Origin of the sequence: Acidovorax sp. BLS4, from assembly GCF_032929295.1 — a bacterium.
GTDB lineage: Bacteria > Pseudomonadota > Gammaproteobacteria > Burkholderiales > Burkholderiaceae_C > Paracidovorax.
This window is the reverse complement of the sequence record NZ_CP136797.1, coordinates 984,073-999,553: the sequence shown is the minus strand read 5'-3', so window position 1 is coordinate 999,553 and position 15,481 is coordinate 984,073. Positions and strand designations below refer to the sequence as shown.

Below are 15,481 nucleotides of genomic sequence, written 5' to 3'. Positions count from 1 at the left end.
GGAAGGACTTAGTCGGAGGGGCGCCTACGAAGCGCACCCAGGTCCGCGATCAATGATTCAAGCCGCGTGCGCTTCAAGGCTCTTGTGAAGCGGGTGCCAAAGACTGTCACTTTCATCGGCCGACCTGTGTAGCAAGAAACGAAAAGGCGCGGGGTGTTTTCAGCGCCGACAATCGTGGGGCGAATTTTCCGGATGTGCCACCACAGGTGATCGCGCAGCTCTTCGCTGGTGGTCGGTACTGGACGAAAACCAGGGTGCCTTAAGAAATTCCTGCGAGGCAGCAACTGCGCTGCTTCATCCAACGTGATGTCGGCAAGACGTGGTGCTGTCAAACCCATGATCCGAACCAAGCTGTAGGCCAGCTTGTCTTGCAGCAACGCGAGGCGGCCAGGCTGGTCCGATGTCTCCGATATCAAATGGTCGAGAGAGACCATGAGTTGCTCAAATGCGTTGTCTGAGACAGAGCTGTAGAAATATGACGGAAGCTTTCTCGTCGCATCTATTCCGAAGTAAAGCTTGGCCATGGTGGGCGAAACACGTCCCACTTTTGCTCCCAATATCCTCGCGATTGTCGCGAACTCTTCGGGCGTTTGCCTTCTGTTTTGACGAAGCTTCAGATCGGAAAAATGTTTCAGAAGCCAACTCGGTGGTGACTCCTTTTTCCGGATGCAGTCTGTGTAGGTAAGGCCGTAGTACTTTGTGATGCCGCAGATTTCTGCAGGACTAGATACAAGCAGTTCTCGCAGTTTTTCCATGGCCTCTCTTCTAGCTCGCAGGGGAGCTGTATCGATCCCGCCCCGTACTCCCACCACTTTGGACACCAGCGCCTCGGTGACCGGCTGGATACCGTTGAAGAACAACACCGAATGGAGATCGGCATTTCCATGCCAGGCCAGATATCCGCGCTCGGCAGCGCCGGCCAACAGATCTGTCCAATTGACCAAGTCTTTTGCCGCTTTATTGGGTACGTGGTGTCGGAGATCAAACCCACACGCTGCACACCTCGCCAGCAAGCCTCTCCGCGGGGCATACCCTTGTGACCCGACATCGACACGGTGTGGATTGAAGGGAGAGTCGCAGCGCGGGCAGATATTGATGAGCTCCACTTGGTGCTTGACACACACCGTCACGAAAGAGAGTCGCCAAATGCGCCTGTAATACGGCTCTGGGCCAGATGCCAGACATATCGGACAGCAGGCCAATCCTGGCAATTTTCTAGTGCGATGGTAGACCGCCAGTGAAGTGATCCACATCGACAAGCCGTTGGAATTCACATTCCCACTGATGTAGCCGGCGTACGAGTTGAGCGTTGCAGCAGACAACTGATCATCTGTCGCGGCAGTCACTGCACGCAATGCGTCCCGCAATTGCGGCGTAAGGCATCTGTCGATGTCACGGTTCCACATCGGCTGGAAGGGCCCCAGCAGCAGCCTGCACAACTGTTCGACCTTGTAGCCATGCGCATGGGCCAACCGGATCAGCCAACTGCTAAGCAACTCTCCAGGCAACGGCTTGAAGTGGTTTGGCCAGAGCTTTAGTTCGTCAGATGCGCTCACCATCGCCCTTATCAGCATCCCGCCTGTGCTGCATCGCCTCAACGGCTGCGAGAGTGATGGACTCTTGTCCAGCCTTCAATGCGGCGATCGCTGCATCACGAACCACGCGAGCTGCACCGCCGATGCATTCGTCGGATAGCCCAAAAATGGCCTTCGCAATTTGTGGTTCTTGAAGGTTTGATGGCTCGTGCAGGGGGAGCGCCGTTTCAAAAGCCCACAGCAGCTTCCTGAAATCTTCCCCCTTGTAAGACCATTTGGTCAAAGACTTCACATCAAAGCGGCTCGCCAGCTCACTCGCAGCAAGGAGTTGGTCACGAGCAGCCAGCGTTCCTGCGGCAACGATGGAAACGCCTGATTCGTTGGACAGATATTTGAATGTGTTGAGGACAGCCTCTCTCCGGTGAACCGGTCCTGCGAGTATCGAGTGCAGTTCGTCGATCAACAAGACTTTGGTTTCACAGGCACGAAGCTGATCCAAGACCAATTGGAGTTTGTCGCTGTCCGATGCGCTGCGACGTGCTTCGATGTTGAAGACGCGCAGCGTTCGGTCCAGGAACAATCGATCACTCGGGGTTGGCGGGGCCTGCACGAAGACGACAGGAGCAAACGTGGTGTCGCCAGAGGGCCGCTCATCCGCCCGATGGCGATTCATGAACTCTCTGAGCAACTGGGTCTTCCCATTGTTGGATCTGCCGATGATCAACAGGTTGGGGGGGCGACTGCTTTTGGGAGCCTTGAGCAGTTCCTCCATGTCGTTCAGGAGCGCGGTACCACGCGGATATGGAACGAAGATAGGCTTCTTGATATGCGCAATCCGCTCCTCGGAGCCGGCCTGCGCATCAAGCAGTTCACGCGCCTTCGGTAGGAGATGTCTTTGACTCGTCATTCGGCCTCGCGAAACCCGTCGAGCAATTCGAGGCCATCGAAGACCAACGGCTCGTCATCCGTTTGCGGTTCGACAGGATCAGTACTCGGCGGTTTCTCTCTCGCTTGTTTTTTCGGTTTAGACCACTGCTTCTGCCTCTGGGCTTTGCGGCGTGCCGATTTGGTGTGCTCCGACTCTTCCTTAACGATCTCACGCATCAGATCGATGCATCGGAAGATCAAGGCTTCATTGGTCGTCGGGGCATCCTCTTCCTTCAAGCGCTTTTTGGCCCACCTGACTTCCCATAGGCTGACTGGGGGACGGGATGCAACGCGGTACGGGAGAGGTATGTACTGCCTCAGTCGATCGTCGTATAGCCAGATCTGGGAAAGATCGCTTGGATCAAAGCGGCACATGAACTTACGGGCCGCTCCGTCAGAGCTCTTTTCCCCAATGAATTTTCGGATGCTGTTGGAGTACCAGTCGATGCTCCAGCTCCTGACACCGTATTGCTGAACAGTTGATTCAAAACACGGAAGGAGGTCAAGGCGAAGCCGCTCCGCCTTCTCTGGCGAAATGGGTGGGGGCAGTCCCAGCGGAGGCAATCCGTCGATACCCGTCAGATGCGCGCGCTTCCAAACCTCCATCGGTGCAAGATCATCGTTGCCCTTGTGAGGGCGCAGATGGTAGTACCCCAGCAAGTAGACGGTGAACCATCGCTCCAGTGCGGCGAGGGACATCACTGCTTTGCCTTCTGAGTCGTAATCCACCTTGTCGTGAACACTCGACCTCGTCGTACCTGGCAATTCTTCATGGACCTTCTTCATGAAGGTCCGAAAAGCTCTCTCGACATTACCGCCGTATTGCGGCTGTCCTCTAGGACGCAGCTCGCGCACGATGCCGTACTCTTCGCAAGCGATCTTGAGCATGGACCCACGAAACTCTTTGGCATTGTCGGTATGAATCGTTCTCATGAATCCATAGCATGGCCAACTCAGTTCCTGAGGAATACTGCGCTCAATTAGCCAATCGTCCTTTGGGAGAATCGACCTCAAGATGCATAAGCCAGTGGCCATTGCGCCTGGATGATCAATCGAGATCACGAAACCGGTCACCATCTTGCTGCGAACATCCAGCCCAATGGTCAAATGGGCTCGCCCAATTGGCTTGCGATGCGTATCGTCCACGATGATCACATCCATTGGCGTGTGATCAATCTGTATTACAGCATAAGGAAACTGCGCGTTAGGGAAGGCACCTAGAAGCGGCGCGAATTTTTCATCAGCGCGTTTACGCGTGTATCGCTTGGCTTCAACCGTCGCCGGATCGAGCCGGTAAATGATGGAGCGAACCGTGGTGTGATTCGGGGTTTTCAGGTTCGCGCTCTTGCACGCACGGTCTATTTCTTCCCATACGCTTGCAACCGACTTTCGGTGCTCGGTAAGGTAGTGATCTGCTATACAAGCATTCACTATCTGCAAAACACTCTCGGGAATTCGACTTCTTCCCCGATCAGAACGACCTTTGCGCAGCAGGCTGGAAATCCGCCCCTTCTCGTTGTACTTCGCAAGATACTTGTAGAAGGAGGAACTCCCCATGTCCAGAACTGCTGCCGACTTCTTGATTGCAGCGGCTCTTTCAGCGCGAGGCAGCGTGAGTACTTGCTTGATGTGCCTGTAGACCTCGAATGCCCTGCTCCATGCCTCTGAACTAATTACGCTGAGATCGCCGCATCGTGCGTCCTGAGTCTGTTGAGAGAGCAGCTGCAAATCGCCAACCTTGCACACTATCTCCTGGCCTTGGGCAGTCTGAAGTACGACATGCTCAAGGTCGACAAAGTCCAGGACGGTGAATACACCTCCGCCCTTGACCACCCTGACTCCAGCGCTGACTCTCAACGCATCGCCGCTCACACGCCCCCTCCGGAAACATAAAACAAGGTATCGGTCCCAATGCGCCGATCAACGTCAAACTCAATCTGCTTCTTGGCAACCAGCGTCCAAAATGTCCAGACCAGCCCAGGGTATTCGAGTTGCCGTTTTGCCCCCACGGCGCGAACGATTTCAGCGAGAACCAGCGGCTTGCTATGCCTCAGGCACTCTAGTAGATGATGCGCATGCTCTGCATTGATATCTGAATGGATGTATCGCCATAGAAATTTGATGTTCTCTAGCCGCACCACGCGAATGTCTTCTTCCGTGAACACATCGAAACGCCATCCACGTTCAGCGCAATAACGACGCGCCGCACGGAATTTGCGTCTCAGCTCTTTCCAATTGCTAGAAAGTTCTCTGCGGTATTTCACCTCGCAGAGCAATGGAGATCCCGAAACGACCCCGACTTCGAACGTCACTAAAACGTCTGGCGTATAAGTACGCAGGCTACCTTCGTGCCAATACTTGATCTTCACGGGTTGGGTAAGCCGCGAGGCGACTTCATTGTCCCAAGCCAATTGCATGAGCAGATCTCGCTCCAGAGCCGACTCGAACTCGTTGCCGCCCAGTTGCCCAGTAATGCTTCGAGTTGATATAGGAATTCGTCTTACTGGCTCAGTCGGAATCAATGCGGGGCCTCAATCTTGGGTTGCAGACCACTTTATTCTTGGTGAGTACGTCCTAAATCGCAAGTCTTCCTTGGCGCCGCATCACGCCGTTGCGGAGCGAACCGCAAGCGGCAGAGGACCACACAAAACGGTATGCACATAGCCGGCCATATTGCGACTTCAAATTGATAGCATCGTATCAAGTGTAGGCAGATAAATTTTGCATGCGGCCCCAATACTCACCTGAGGCCCACAGATATTTATTCAGATTTACGCCATGCTTTCGCGCCAGAAGCGAAGCACAATAGCCCTTCAAGAATGTACGGATTAGTGTGCATTGATCTGGAGGGTACACCCCCTGACAGCCCTATTGGGCCAGCACAACAGAGCTACTTGTTCACACGGCCACGCGAGACAGTCGCAGTCGCCCGAACACGAGTAGGCCTTTGGTTTTGGGGAAGGGTCAGCAGATCCCTGACGTCAATCGCAAACGCTCCAGCGATCTGATGAAGCATGGTGAGCGTCGGATTCGCCTGCCCCGACTCAATCCGACTCATGTAGGTGCGGAAAAGTCCACTGCGATCTGACAGTTCTTCTTGCGTGAGGCCATGCTCCACACGCAGTTCCTTGATACGCAGGCCCAGGCTTTTGCGCGGATCGAATTCGACGCGACGCTTCTTGGCTGGGGTGGACGGGCTCTGCGTTGGCACGTCCGGAACTCTCTGCTATGTATACTCATTGATACACACACTGATTCGTACATTTGAGATCTGAACGGGAGTAAGAATGAGCCTCAAGCCTTGGCAACCACAGGTGGTACACGACCAGCTCTTGGAAGTTGGCACATCCACAAGCGATGTGGATGCAACCAAGTTCAATTACCTTGAATTCCGCGATGCTGGGCGTGTTCGCAACGTCACGGTGTTTGCGGATTTACTGACCAAGCTGCGGGCAGCCCAGGGCGTGGAAGGCTGCTCCTTCCATCTGGTATCCGGTCAGCATGTTCAGAGCGGTGATGTGGCGACCGTGCTGGTCGCGGTCGGCAGACCGAATGAGCCGACGTTTGGAATTGATATGAAGGCGCGCGGGTCGCAGGACACCGTCGCTCACATCGAGAAGGCCCGCAAGATGGGCAAGCTGATGCATTGGGGCGGCATCGCCATGATCATCATCGGGATTCCGCTCATCCTTGTTTTTGTGGGCATCCTCATCATCGGCGGTGGCGTCATATTGCGACGCACTGGCAAGAACATGGTCAGAGGCATGCAGTACCAACTGGACATGTTGGAGCAATGCTCCGCCACGCTGAAGCGCATTCCCGGGGTTCGGCTGGTTTGAGACGGACGTTGTCGGTTGACCCCCCTCTGGACACTGCCGGGTCTGCTCGCTACGCTTTTCATCAATTAATGAGCCAAACGATGCAAGCTCAGCAGACGCTGTTCGTCACTGAGGCGTTTGTGTTGATGGGTCACTGGTTCTCGACTGGAGGAAAGCGTGATGAACAGCAAGACGCAAGAGAAACCGAAGGATTTGATCGACGCTCTGATCTGGCTGGTGGGACCTGAAAGTAAAGAGATCCGGAAGAAACACCTTCAGGGGCAGCATCTCGTCAACTTCGATGGCGATCACCCGGACCGAGCGTGGAAGACCTCTCCCGATGGCTCAGTGGTCCATGGACGGTTGCTCGAAGACGGAACGTTCATTCCCGATGAAACGGGTGCAGTTCTACATCAACGGGCCAACAACGCTCAGTGAGAGCGCCGCAGTTCAGGGTGATCGCTTGTACGGCGCTCCTGGCGACGAATCTCTTCGATCATCGGCCAGTTCGAACAGGCACTGCATGTAGGGCTGGACATCGGTCCAACCCGCGCGCTCTTCGTAGAACTGCACCAGATTGCGCGTTGCCTCGATGGCATCTGGCCAGCGATCGGCCGCGCTGACTTTGGTCATCGCCTCGCGACTGTCTTGCTCGTCATGCAGCGCCCCATCTTGCGCTCCGTAGGTGTGAAACTCCAGGATCCGGCGCGGGGCCTCGTAGGTCGTATCTGCGCACATGCCACCAGGCAGCAGCGCTTCACGAGAGACATGGGCTCCAGCAAACGAATCCTGCACAGTGTGGAGCACCGAACCAAAGGCCACTTGGTGCAAATACCGCCCCAGCTTGTCTTGTTGACCCAGGATGTAGAGGTCGACAACGCGCCATTCTGTGCATCCGAAGTGTTCTTGTACGGTCGGGATCTGCACGTCTCGCAGGAAGGTGTCGGACTTGATCTCTCGTGACGAGACCTTCCAGGCGAACTCCAGCCAATCGAGTACTTTGGCACGGGTCGCTCCAGGATGCACGCCTTCCTGGCTCGCCATCGCATGCAGAAATTGCAGATCCCCAAAATGCGAACGCGTCATCACGTTCCCCTGAAGCGCGCCTTTCTCCTTGCTGCATCCCACAATGGCGCGGCTTTGCGCCTTCTTCTCCGCATCCTTGAAAAGGCAGTACCAGCACAATGGCTGTGTAGAGAATCGGATGGTCTGCGCCACATTGCATGACTTCCCGAGGTAAGTGCAATTTCCTTCATCCGGCGACAGCCGAAAGGGCGGCAGGTCGTTCCATCGAACGCCGTAGATGACATACGCAGAGGCAAAGGGGCGATCTCGCAAACCACAGGTCTTATCGGAAGCCAAGCTGGATGGATCGACTGGACAGCCCATCCCAATCTGGGTGATCTCTTCGTGAACCCGGCCTTTGATCATGATGCCCAGGCTGTCCGCGGTTCGCGCCAGTGATGCTTCGGATTCGTTGGTCAACCGCGCCTCGAACTCGGAGCCCATCGGGGCGATCTGGAATGCGAGGGCCGCACTGGAAAGAAGGCACGCTGACAGCACTGCCAGCATCTGTCTTAAGGCCTGCCCCGAAGTGCTTATCCCCGAGCCAAGTCTGAACAGACTGGTTGCGCGATGGCTGCGTGATGTGATCATTTCCCCTCCCTGCATCTGTGTGCTTAGGAAGAACATTCTGCAACATATCGCTTGGACGTGGTCGCAGAAGTCGACGCGCGGGCGTCAGTGCTCTAAGCCCTATGGCACCATCCAAGGGTGTGCTCCTGGTGAGTGCTTTGCTTTTTGAGAGGCCCTTCATGCTCAGCCGTTCCACGCTTTCACTTTTGCAACAGGCCGGTGAATCACTCTATGCAGCCCAGCAAGCCATGGCTCAGGAGGTTCGATCCGGCGCCGAGAGCGTGGTAGATACCGTAGCAAGCCTGCCATTCAGCGCCGAGGCTGACCGCGCCTATGCCCAACTTCGAACCGTGGCCCGCCTGTCCCACGAACTTCAAGCCATCGAAGAACAACTGCGCACGGCTTATCAAACTGCCGCCTCTTTGGCTCAGAATGACTTGCAATTGCTGCAGGCTTTGCCGCTGCGGAGATCACCTCAGATTTCGCCTGGTCAGCAGGCCCAGGCAGAGGATGCAGTCGTCAAGCCAACTCCAGTCAAAGGCGTCCGGGCCAGTTCCAAAACCAAGACCCAGTCATCTGGCGTGCTCAAGGCCCAATCGCTCAGTTCCAACGACGAGAAGGTGTTGACTTACCTCGAGCGAGTACTGACTCGCAGCGCCTGGTCACAGATGACGCAAGCCTCGATCGCAGAAGGTGCGGGCATTCCGAAAGGCTCAATCGCTGTCGCTATCAATCGGCTGAAACAAATGGGCCGCTTGACGGAAGGAGAGCGTGGGCACTACCGCTTGAAGTGATTGGACTTGCAACCCGGCAAGCCTTGCAAGCATCGTGAAGATCTTCTGCACAATGGCCGGTGGAGGGAACAAAAGTGCAAAGACTTCTATGGCTCGCCCTGTTGCCGCTGGCCGCACAGGCGCAGCAGGCGGTTTATCGCTGTGAGCAAAACGGGAAGGTGGGGTACTCGCATGAGCCTTGCGTGGGAGCAAAGGTGATCGATGCCATCCCAACCCAAGGGGTGAACAAAATGACCGGCGTCACTCGAAAAGGCGCCGAGGTTCAGCGTGATGAGCACCGCAAGCTGCTTGACGATGGCTTCCGCCCTCTGACGGGCATGTCGCACGAACAAATGGATGTGGAACGCCGAAGGTCCAGGCTTTCATCCGGAGATAAGTTGCAGTGCAGGTCTTTGGATCTTCAACTGCCTGAGTTAGAAGGTCGTGCTGCTGCAGCCAACCGAGAGACTAGGCTCCGCGCTGAGGCAGAGCTATACGAGGCACGCAGAGAATTTTATTGGCTCAAGTGCTGATCGCAGAGGATGCAGCGTATTCCGCCCAGGTTTGGCGGCTTTTGTTAGGCACAGCGAAATCCCAGTCATTTGCCGCTGTCTAAACGATTCTCACTCTTCAGTGATGCGGGCAATAGTTGCAAAGTCAGTTCCGGGCTAATCTGAGCTGCCTAATCCGCCGGCCTGAGCGGCGGCAATCGCCATTAGGGGTAAATCAACAGCGCCTACTCGCCCGACTGTATCGCCCTCAAGACGGGATTCCGAGACATCGGGGACCTGTTTCGGACTGAAGGCGCGAAGTCCACAAGACAACGATGGGTGTATTTCGACAGTTCATCGATATCAGGAGCGCATCTCGCACCCATAGCTGTAACGCGGGAGCGGCGTAATGACTGCGCCGAATAAAGCTTCTCGACACCCGTGACGATTTCGACGTATTGAGCAATCAGTGCCCAGACACTCCACGCGGAAATCGGCTCATTCGAGCAGAGAGCCGCGACCACGGGACTTTTTCGGGTCAGTACGTCGCCCGCCTCTTCCCTAACCACGCAATACTGGTGCCAAGTAGCTGCGACGTTTCCTAAGATGGTTATTACACTATCCAGTCGCGGATGGTGCAGTTCAACGGTATTTCCCTTCGTTGCGATGTCACCGCAGCGCAGTGCTGCGATCTCCGACGAGCGCAGCCCCCCCCAATACGCCAGACCTATGGCAAGTTGGGCACGAAGCACATCTTGCGTAGCTTCGGACTCAGGCGCCTTTATCAACAAGGCTTCGAGCGCCGGATGGAGGGGCTCTGCATCGGCTGAAAGGTCGACGAGAGGCCGGCGCGAATTGGGCTCCGCCTTTCTGCCGCCGAAGGTCGAGGGCATCTTCGGTGCCCAGGAAAGCAAACCTTCATCCCGGGACCAACGCAAAAAGGCCGTGCAGATCCTAATCGCTTGCGCAGCAGACGACGGAGAGAGTGCCTCATCCCGACAGGTGACGACATGCTGTCGCACCCCTTGTAGTTCTCCAACGTAGTCTTCCCACTGCTTCTGGGTGAACTCTCCAAGCGCCAACCCACCGTACTTCATCGCAAAAAACTGCGCCATTCGGTTGATCTCGCCTCGATAAGCGCGCTCGGTTGACACGCTTAGACGGCTGTCACGGTCACAGATCCACGCTACTGCAGCGTCGGCAAAAGAAATGACATGAGAAAGTTGCATAAACCAAGTTTATGTTCATAATCCTTGGTCATGCAAGTCAATTCTTTGGTGCTGAGTTCGGATGCCGCAGCTACGGTTGAGCCGCTACTTCGCTGGGCTGGCAGCAAGAAAAAGCTGCTTCCAGTTTTGCTCGCGGCCGCGCCCCACGATGCCGAACGATATATCGAGCCTTTCGCGGGCTCTGCCGTTCTGTTCTTGCGCCTGGGTGCGGGTAAAGCGATCCTTGGCGACTTCAACGAGTCGCTAATCGAGACCTACCGTATCGTGAAACGCTACCCACGCGCTGTGTGGGAAAAAGCTTCCATGCTGGGCAACACACCAGACGACTACTATGTGATCCGCGCGATCCCGCGCGAGCGCCTGAACGCCTTCGAACGCGCAGCACAGTTCGTCTACCTCAACCGCTACTGCTTCAACGGCGTGTACCGAACCAACCGTGCAGGCCAATTCAACGTAGCGCGCGGCAAGGGTCACCTCTTTATGCCCAACCTTGATGCGTTCAAGGCGTTCGCAGGACGGCTAAGGGCGGCGGATCTTCGCTGCAGCGACTTCGAAGAGATCCTGACCGAGGCAGGGAGCGGTGATTTTGTTTACCTCGACCCACCCTATGCCTTAGGTGATAAGCGTGACCGTGGCGAGTACGGCTGCAATGCCTTCCGCGAGGCAGACGAACGTCGCCTGATCGCTGCGCTGCGGGCGGCTGATCGCCGCGGCGCTAAGGTCCTGCTGTCTTATTCCCCGGCCATGACCGTGCTGCAGGGGCTTAAGAAGTGGCGGCGCCACGATCTCACCGTCACGCGCAACGTCGCAGGCTTCACGGCGGCTCGGAGGTCAGCCGATGAGGTGTTACTGTCCAACTACGACTGGCCGCGAGGTAATATCCTGACAAACTAATAGCCAAGGGAGCCTGTGGTGGAGGATGCTTGCGAGCAAGAGGAAGGCACAGTTGAAGCTGTTTTTGCAATCCTGGGTGATCCGCATTTCACCGAGGAGCACGGATCTCATCTCAAGATCAAGAAGGGAGGTGAGCTCGCCAGCAACGCTCCAAACATTAACCCCTGGGCGGGACTCTACGCGCTGGTAGCCTCCCAGGGACTGAAGGCCGACGCGATCCTGTGCCCGGGCGACATCGCCTTTCAAAGCAGCGCCATCACATTGGCTGCTGGTTGGAAGCATCTGGTCGACCTAGGCGAGCGCATGAACTGCGAGCACGTGGTCAGTGCCACAGGCAACCACGACGTGGCGTCACGCAGCCAGTCCGAATCGCTCAAGAAGGCTGTGATCCGCAACCTCAAAGCAGGTTACGGCGCGTTCGAGCAGCTTAAGTGCCTACACCCACCCTATCCATCGGTGACCCGCAGCGACACGGACCATCTGCAGGGACGGGATCACCGAGTGCGCTACTTTGGCGCCGGTCTTTTGCTACTGACGGCAGCTAGGTACCAGATACTGATCGTGAATAGCTGCAGCGAGCACGGCCACGACGACTTCGAGCATGAGCGGGGCACCTTTCCTCCCTCGGCCGTCGACGAACTCAAGGTCACGCTAAGGCAATGCGATCCGAAGAAGATCAGCATTGCCATCATGCATCACCCGCCGGAGTCGCACACCCAGGACGGAGCCGGCGCCCACGACTTCGTGGACAACGGGCAGGAACTGCTGAAGCTCCTAGCCGACCAAGGCGACTGGCTAGTCGTGCATGGTCACAAGCATGAGGCTCGGCTGGGTCAGGCATCGGGTAATGGCCTGCAGCCCATCGTTTTCGGTGCTGCAAGCTTGGCAATACATATAGAGTCCGTCAAGGGCACTGTGAGGAACCAGTTCTACCTACTCAAGGTCCGCCTTGAACCTCGCGGGCTGACAGGTCGGTTCCAGACTTGGGACTGGTCCACAGGTCGTGGCTGGGAATCGGCCAGACCGGACGGCGATGGCATCTACGATGGTGCGGCCTTCGGTGCACGAGACGCAGGTCGCGTGATCACCGACATCGCTGCGCTGTCATCACTGCCCATGGATTGGAGCGAAGTCATTCGCCAAGTGCCCGACGCTGATCTACTCCCCCCGGAGGCCCGAAATCAGGTCCGCGAGCGCCTACGCTCGCGCTACAGCTTACATATCCAAGTCGACAGCAGGGATGGCCGCTGGACCAAACTCGAAAAGGCAACCCCATGAGTCGCCAGACCTTCCTCGAGCCATTCAACGCCAAGGCGATGTCCTATGCCGACGTGGCAAGAACGTTTGTGCCGTCCACGAAGTTCACTCAGCTAGCCGGTGCTTGGAATTCAGTGCTGGTAGGCCCGCGAGGCGGCGGCAAGACCACGCTGTTCAAAATGCTCAGCGTAGAAGGCCAGGAGGCATGGACCAGCGTCGCTGCCGAGCCATACCAGAAGATGGTCGGTTACACCGGCATCTACGTTCCCTCAGACATCGCCTGGGGCACGATGCTTGAATCGTTGCTGGAAGCAGGCCAGGAAGAGACCGTTGGCATCCTATTCTCTGAGGCAGCTTTTGTCACACACGTGCTGCTTGCTGTGGCGACCGGCATGGACCGCCATGTCTCGCGGAACCCCGTATCGCGCCTTGTGCCTGAAGGCGAGTCTGCAACAAGCGAACCCACTCAGCCCGATCTGGAGCAAGTGATAGCGACAATCGGGACGCTGTGGAAAGTCCAGCCCGAATCGTTGTCTACGGCCAGTTTGGTCGACGCTCTAAGGCTACGGCTGCTGGACATCAAGCGCGACGCCAGGCTACGGGCCAAGCTTAAGCTCCCCGGCATTCCTACCCAAGAATATCTGGGCATGGACATGTTGGAGTCCGCCTCACAGGCCCTACAGGCCTTTGACCTAGCCTATCGCCGCCCGGACCATCGTTGGTGCTTGCTGCTCGACGAATTCGAGGTAGCGCCCATGCACTTGCAAAAGACCGTTCTGGCAGCGATGCGCGCTAGCGGAGCGCAGAAGCTCCTCTTTAAGGTGGCGCTCGCTCCTTGCGGCCCGGACTTGCTCTATGACCAGCAGTCCATCGCCCCACCGAGCCAGAACAATGATGTTCAGCAAATCCAACTCTGGTACGCGGACAAAACCGAGGCCAGCGAGTTCTGCCGGCAGGTGTTCTTGTCGCGCAGCAGCACCTACCCCGCGCTCGCCGGCAAGATGCCGAGCGAGGTCTTCGGCACCTCGGCGTATGCAGTGGTGGATGACAGCGAAGACGCCGCGCAGATCGGACTATCCATCCTTACAGGTCGCAATAAGAAACAGGTCGCTGAGCAGTTCCAATCGCTGGCTAAGAAAGACTCGACTTTTCAGGAGTTCCTGCGTCGTAAGGAGGTCGACTTGTCGCGTGAGTTGGGTATGCGGTCCAGCGATCCCCACGGCAACACCCTGCGCAAAATAGCGCCGCTAGTTGCCTTCCGCAATGCCTACAAGGGCAGCGGCGTTGGAAATAAACGCGGCGTGAAGCCATTTAACACGGCCTACTCAGGCTGGGAGTCCATTGCCGCAATCAGCGAGGGTAACCCACGCTGGTTGATCGGTCTCATCACGCGCATCATGTCCAACAGCGACCAAGTCCAGTTTCCAGTACCGACGCCCCAGCAGACCGCGGGGGTGCAATGGAACTGCCAGCGCTACGCTGAAATGTTGCAATCCGTCGCCAACGAACAGTTTGGCTCCATTAAGACCTCCACGCCCATCTACGACGTTCTGTACAAGATCGGCAACTATTTCCACAACCGGCTTGTTAAGTCGACCTTCGTCGAAGACCCACCTATGTCGTTCATAGTCGATGAGCGCGTCAGCGACGACGTAGAGCATGCCCTGCGAATCGCCGTGAACCATGGTGCCATAGTCTGCTACCAGATTGCTGCCGATGTCGGCGGGTTCCGTACGCTGCGCGGCTTGCAGTTCCGCCTGACCTACTTGCTTGCGCCGGTGTTCAAGCTTCCAATGCGTAAATCGAAGCCGGTGTCGCTCACAACCATCCTTGAGGCAAAGCCAGAAGCATCGGTTAGCCTGGATGATTTGTCCACGAATCTCACAGACGAAATGATTCAGGGGGACCTATGGGCGAACTAGCCGTCCTGAACTTAAGGCAAAGGCAGATCGAGGGTAAAAGCCCAACCGCCAGTCTGAGCAAGGCACCATCCCTCATGGTTATTGCCGCAGACTCCGGTTCGCGCCGAGGCCACCTTCTTGATCTCCTGCAGGAAGAAATAGCCACTGGTGATTCGCGGGTCGTCGCCGTCTGCGACACTCCCGCCCCAACCGACCCCAAGTCTCTGCGCCGCCAACAGGTCGAGCAGCTATCCTGCGCTGCGACGTGTGAGACGGTTCGCACGCTGGCGCGTGACACAACTGGAGTTGCATCAATTCTCATCGACCTGTCCTGCCTAGCTCGGCAGCACATCGGCGACCTATTTGCCGCAGTAAAGGACTTAGCTAAGGAGGGCCCCGTCGAGCTGCAGATTGCCTACAGCCTAGCGCGTTTCGTCAAGCCACCGGTGCGCTGGTCGACGGCGATTCGGCGCATTGCACCGGTTAACAGTGAATTTGCAGGCTGGACGGCCGCGCCGGACAACCCGATCGAGTTGGTCATCGCCCTTGGCTACGAGAAAGGCAAGGCCATCGGCGCAGCGGAGTATCTGGAACCGAGCGACACTTGGCTTTTCGTTCCAATTTCTCCCGAGGAGAAATATCTCCGTGAGGTGCAGGTGCAGAACAAGGAATTGCTGCTCGAACGTAAGACTAAGCAACTGGAATACCAGGTGCTGTCGCCCATCGATTCCTATCACACGCTCTTGTCGCTGGTGCGTGGTATGCGCAACGTAGCGCGCCCCATCCTGTTACCATTCGGTCCCAAGATCTTCTTTGGGCTAGCACTCTTGGTTGCTATGGTCATCGAAGAGGCCGCCGTCTGGTTCGTCGATGGCGAGAACACCAGCAGTTCCGACATGAGTCAGCCATCGCTTCATTCCGTGATCATGGCCTGCCGCATTGAGCCTTTATCAGAATCCGCTGCCAGCACTTAGCGATGGTAGTTGGGCTAATGGCCTAGCTGAATGCGGTTCTTCCAGCA

The 15,481-nt window shown here is 56.7% G+C and carries 15 protein-coding genes; 8 read left to right on the top strand and 7 right to left on the bottom strand.

Annotated features, from left to right (window positions below; all coding sequences use genetic code 11):
• Positions 1 to 8: 8 nt before the first annotated feature.
• From R1Z03_RS04665 to R1Z03_RS04645, 5 genes are all read right to left on the bottom strand, one after another.
• A complete protein-coding gene (locus R1Z03_RS04665; RefSeq protein ID WP_317357293.1) occupies positions 9 to 1,556 on the bottom strand; it encodes a TniQ family protein in 1,548 nt (515 codons plus the stop codon).
• Positions 1,543 to 2,442: a TniB family NTP-binding protein gene (locus tag R1Z03_RS04660; RefSeq protein ID WP_317357291.1), complete on the bottom strand. Its 900-nt coding sequence runs from the start codon at positions 2,440 to 2,442 to the stop codon at positions 1,543 to 1,545. The genes R1Z03_RS04665 and R1Z03_RS04660 overlap by 14 nt, the downstream gene beginning before the upstream one ends.
• Positions 2,439 to 4,334: a Mu transposase C-terminal domain-containing protein gene (locus tag R1Z03_RS04655; protein WP_317357289.1), complete on the bottom strand. Its 1,896-nt coding sequence runs from the start codon at positions 4,332 to 4,334 to the stop codon at positions 2,439 to 2,441. The genes R1Z03_RS04660 and R1Z03_RS04655 overlap by 4 nt, the downstream gene beginning before the upstream one ends.
• A complete protein-coding gene (locus R1Z03_RS04650; protein ID WP_317357287.1) occupies positions 4,331 to 4,984 on the bottom strand; it encodes a TnsA endonuclease N-terminal domain-containing protein in 654 nt (217 codons plus the stop codon). Before R1Z03_RS04650 ends, R1Z03_RS04655 begins: the two co-directional genes overlap by 4 nt.
• Positions 4,985 to 5,352: 368 nt before the next feature.
• Positions 5,353 to 5,673 carry a helix-turn-helix transcriptional regulator gene (locus R1Z03_RS04645; protein WP_317357285.1) on the bottom strand — a complete coding sequence of 107 codons (321 nt, stop codon included), beginning with the start codon at positions 5,671 to 5,673 and terminating at the stop codon, positions 5,353 to 5,355.
• A 76-nt stretch (positions 5,674 to 5,749) separates the two neighbouring features.
• Between R1Z03_RS04645 and R1Z03_RS04640 the strand changes: the two genes are divergently transcribed.
• On the top strand, positions 5,750 to 6,301 hold the full coding sequence (locus tag R1Z03_RS04640) for a hypothetical protein (protein WP_272565963.1): 552 nt from the start codon (positions 5,750 to 5,752) through the stop codon (positions 6,299 to 6,301).
• Between the two features lie 159 nt (positions 6,302 to 6,460).
• Positions 6,461 to 6,718: a hypothetical protein gene (locus R1Z03_RS04635; protein WP_317357282.1), complete on the top strand. Its 258-nt coding sequence runs from the start codon at positions 6,461 to 6,463 to the stop codon at positions 6,716 to 6,718.
• Positions 6,719 to 6,730: 12 nt separating this feature from the next.
• On the opposite strand, the gene R1Z03_RS04630 is transcribed toward R1Z03_RS04635, so the two are convergent.
• The gene (locus R1Z03_RS04630) at positions 6,731 to 7,936 is read right to left on the bottom strand and encodes a hypothetical protein (RefSeq protein ID WP_317357280.1); all 1,206 of its coding nucleotides are present in this window, start codon (positions 7,934 to 7,936) and stop codon (positions 6,731 to 6,733) included.
• Positions 7,937 to 8,094: 158 nt separating this feature from the next.
• On the opposite strand from R1Z03_RS04630, the gene R1Z03_RS04625 reads away from it, so the two are divergent.
• Positions 8,095 to 8,709 carry a hypothetical protein gene (locus R1Z03_RS04625; protein WP_317357278.1) on the top strand — a complete coding sequence of 205 codons (615 nt, stop codon included), beginning with the start codon at positions 8,095 to 8,097 and terminating at the stop codon, positions 8,707 to 8,709.
• A 59-nt stretch (positions 8,710 to 8,768) separates the two neighbouring features.
• Positions 8,769 to 9,221 carry a DUF4124 domain-containing protein gene (locus R1Z03_RS24920; protein ID WP_372588234.1) on the top strand — a complete coding sequence of 151 codons (453 nt, stop codon included), beginning with the start codon at positions 8,769 to 8,771 and terminating at the stop codon, positions 9,219 to 9,221.
• 203 nt (positions 9,222 to 9,424) lie between these two features.
• Here R1Z03_RS24920 and R1Z03_RS04620 read toward each other — a convergent pair whose 3' ends face one another.
• On the bottom strand, positions 9,425 to 10,408 hold the full coding sequence (locus R1Z03_RS04620; RefSeq protein ID WP_317357276.1) for a hypothetical protein: 984 nt from the start codon (positions 10,406 to 10,408) through the stop codon (positions 9,425 to 9,427).
• A 30-nt stretch (positions 10,409 to 10,438) separates the two neighbouring features.
• Here R1Z03_RS04620 and R1Z03_RS04615 point away from each other — a divergent pair, with 30 nt between their 5' ends.
• Genes R1Z03_RS04615 through R1Z03_RS04600 form a run of 4 tightly spaced genes read left to right on the top strand, consistent with a single transcriptional unit; the run spans position 10,439 to position 15,434 of the window.
• Positions 10,439 to 11,302 carry a Dam family site-specific DNA-(adenine-N6)-methyltransferase gene (locus R1Z03_RS04615; protein WP_317357274.1) on the top strand — a complete coding sequence of 288 codons (864 nt, stop codon included), beginning with the start codon at positions 10,439 to 10,441 and terminating at the stop codon, positions 11,300 to 11,302.
• 18 nt (positions 11,303 to 11,320) lie between these two features.
• The gene (locus R1Z03_RS04610; RefSeq protein WP_317357272.1) at positions 11,321 to 12,580 is read left to right on the top strand and encodes a metallophosphoesterase; all 1,260 of its coding nucleotides are present in this window, start codon (positions 11,321 to 11,323) and stop codon (positions 12,578 to 12,580) included.
• Positions 12,577 to 14,481, top strand: a complete 1,905-nt coding sequence (locus tag R1Z03_RS04605) for a hypothetical protein (RefSeq protein ID WP_317357270.1) — start codon at positions 12,577 to 12,579, stop codon at positions 14,479 to 14,481. Before R1Z03_RS04610 ends, R1Z03_RS04605 begins: the two co-directional genes overlap by 4 nt.
• Positions 14,469 to 15,434, top strand: coding sequence for a hypothetical protein (locus tag R1Z03_RS04600; RefSeq protein ID WP_317357268.1), 966 nt, complete (start codon positions 14,469 to 14,471; stop codon positions 15,432 to 15,434). Before R1Z03_RS04605 ends, R1Z03_RS04600 begins: the two co-directional genes overlap by 13 nt.
• The last annotated feature ends 47 nt before the right edge of the window (positions 15,435 to 15,481 follow it).

Excerpts from the sequence above, each read along its gene's own strand:
- R1Z03_RS04620 (WP_317357276.1), bottom strand. The coding sequence starts at position 10,408 with ATGCAACTTTCTCATGTCATTTCTTTTGCCGACGCTGCAGTAGCGTGG.
- R1Z03_RS04660 (WP_317357291.1), bottom strand. The coding sequence starts at position 2,442 with ATGACGAGTCAAAGACATCTCCTACCGAAGGCGCGTGAACTGCTTGAT.
- R1Z03_RS04625 (WP_317357278.1), top strand. The coding sequence starts at position 8,095 with ATGCTCAGCCGTTCCACGCTTTCACTTTTGCAACAGGCCGGTGAATCA.
- R1Z03_RS04605 (WP_317357270.1), top strand. The coding sequence starts at position 12,577 with ATGAGTCGCCAGACCTTCCTCGAGCCATTCAACGCCAAGGCGATGTCC.
- R1Z03_RS04600 (WP_317357268.1), top strand. The coding sequence starts at position 14,469 with ATGGGCGAACTAGCCGTCCTGAACTTAAGGCAAAGGCAGATCGAGGGT.
- R1Z03_RS04630 (WP_317357280.1), bottom strand. The coding sequence starts at position 7,936 with ATGATCACATCACGCAGCCATCGCGCAACCAGTCTGTTCAGACTTGGC.
- R1Z03_RS04635 (WP_317357282.1), top strand. The coding sequence starts at position 6,461 with ATGAACAGCAAGACGCAAGAGAAACCGAAGGATTTGATCGACGCTCTG.
- R1Z03_RS04615 (WP_317357274.1), top strand. The coding sequence starts at position 10,439 with ATGCAAGTCAATTCTTTGGTGCTGAGTTCGGATGCCGCAGCTACGGTT.
- R1Z03_RS04640 (WP_272565963.1), top strand. The coding sequence starts at position 5,750 with ATGAGCCTCAAGCCTTGGCAACCACAGGTGGTACACGACCAGCTCTTG.